The 2193-nt window shown below is 48.4% G+C and carries 2 protein-coding genes and 1 tRNA gene; all 3 read right to left on the bottom strand.

The annotated features are described in order from the left end of the window. Positions 1–25 precede the first annotated feature (25 nt). Positions 26–970 carry a ribose-phosphate pyrophosphokinase gene (locus HRU21_12975; GenBank protein NRA43201.1) on the bottom strand — a complete coding sequence of 315 codons (945 nt, stop codon included), beginning with the start codon at positions 968–970 and terminating at the stop codon, positions 26–28. A 266-nt stretch (positions 971–1236) separates the two neighbouring features. After that, positions 1237–1311 (bottom strand) — tRNA-Gln (locus HRU21_12970). Between the two features lie 66 nt (positions 1312–1377). Further along, positions 1378–2193 (bottom strand): 4-(cytidine 5'-diphospho)-2-C-methyl-D-erythritol kinase (ispE, locus tag HRU21_12965; GenBank protein NRA43200.1); only part of this gene is annotated, 816 nt, incomplete at its 5' end.

The following is a 2193-nucleotide window of genomic DNA, read 5'->3' as shown; positions in this document are numbered from 1 at the left end:
CAGGTTTAGCTAAAATAAGCCAGGTTTAGCTAAATAGCGCCGAAATAGATTCTTCGTTGCTGACGCGACGAATCGATTCGGCCAATAAATTCGCCATGCTCAATACGCGAATTCGCTCGCAGGCCTCGGCTTCAGACGACAGTGGGATGGTGTCAGACACAACCAGCTCGTCGAGCTGCGAGTTTTTCACATTATCGATAGCCGGGCCCGATAGCACAGCGTGAGTACAGTATGCGATCACGCGCTTAGCGCCAAAGTTTTTCAACGCTTCAGCCGCTTTACACAAGGTACCTGCGGTATCGACCATATCATCAACCAAAATACAGGTGCGGTCTTTCACATCACCAATGATATGCATAACCTGCGACACATTGGCTTTTGGACGTCGCTTATCAATAATGGCTAAATCGAGATCATTCAGCTGCTTGGCGACCGCGCGGGCACGCACAACACCGCCAATATCCGGTGATACGACCATTAAATCTTCATAGTCTTGCGCCAGAATATCTTCAATCAGCACGGGTGAGCCATAGACATTATCTACCGGCACATCAAAGAAACCTTGAATCTGTTCGGCGTGCAGATCAACGGTTAAGACCCGATCAACACCAACACCCACCATCATATCGGCAACTACTTTCGCGGTAATCGGTACCCGTGCAGAACGAACTCGACGGTCTTGACGGGCGTAACCAAAGTACGGCACCACCGCTGTGATACGCGACGCAGAAGCGCGGCGCAGGGCGTCAATCATGACAATTAATTCCATCAGATTGTCATTGGTTGGCGAGCAGGTGGGCTGAAATACAAATACGTCTTTACCACGCACGTTTTCATTTAATTCAACTGCTGTCTCGCCGTCAGAGAATTTTGTCACGCTGGCATTGCCTAATTTGAGGTTAAGTTTTTCAACAACATCAGCGGCAAGCTTTGGGTTAGCGTTACCAGAGAAGACCATCAGCTTAGACATGGGGCACCTTAATATAGAACAAGCGAGCAGCGCGACATATCGAGATGTCGCAAAATAAAGTCGCGTATTGTAACAATTTGCGCTAAAAGTGCCATCGCTTGCGGTCAAATTCAGGCTAATTTGCCGGATTGGCAGCAGTTTTTGCAAGCCCAGCGCCGAGCTTAGCGTCAAACGCTGAAAAACCGTATACAAGCTATGCCTAACTATGCAGGCGAAAAGCTGAATAAGCTGAATAAGCTGAATAAAATAAAAAGTGGCTAGAAAAATGGCTGGGGTAGCAGGATTCGAACCTGCGCATGCTGAGATCAAAACCCAGTGCCTTACCGCTTGGCGATACCCCAGTAGAGTGACAGCCTGTTTATCTAAGCTTGTGTTGAAACCAAGGTTTAGTTAAAACCGTGTAGGTTTCATTCAGCAAGCATTGGCGATGTTGCTAACGCCTGACAAACTTCTGTATGCAGTGACTCGGGCAGTTGCTGCTGTGCATTTACGGCAGCGTCTTGCGAGTCAAACAGGACAAATGCACATGCACCCGTTCCTGTCATTTGAGCCTGACCAAACTGCGATAATAAGTTTATCGCATGATCAACTTGAGGGTAGAGTTTCCTAACCAGTGCTTCACAATCGTTGCGAAATTCACTGACCAGTCGCTTATTGCCACCCTGCTCAAGAAAGGCCGCTATTGTCTTGATTTTGCTATCACGTGTCAACCAAGAATGCGAAAAAATTTCGGCGGTAGAAACCTCGCAATCAGGCACCGCAAGCAGACACCAAGCATCGTCTACAGCCAGTGTGGTAAGCGATTCACCTACTCCTTCAGCCCATGCAGCATGGCCATGTAAAAACACCGGCACATCGGCACCTAAACCCAATGCCAGCTGTTTTAAATCGGCCAATGTCAGCTGCAGTTGCCACAGCTGGTTTAGCGCATAAAGGGTAGAAGCAGCATTTGATGAACCACCACCAATACCGCCACCTTGTGGCAGTTGCTTATCTATACGGATGCTGGCACCCATTGGTTTTTCGCTGATCTGATGCGCCATAGCATATTGTTTGAGCGTTTCGGCCGCCCGCACAATCAGATTATCCTCATGCGCAATCCCTGGCATCTCAGTCAGCAAACGGATTTGCCCATCACTGCGGCTAGTAATATGTAAGGTATCGGCCAGGGATAAAAACTGAAACACAGTTTGCAGATTATGATAGCCGTCCTCGCGACGACC

Source organism: Pseudomonadales bacterium (genome assembly GCA_013215025.1).
In the GTDB taxonomy this organism is placed as follows: domain Bacteria; phylum Pseudomonadota; class Gammaproteobacteria; order Pseudomonadales; family DT-91; genus DT-91.
This window is presented reverse-complemented; position numbering and strand designations above follow the sequence as displayed.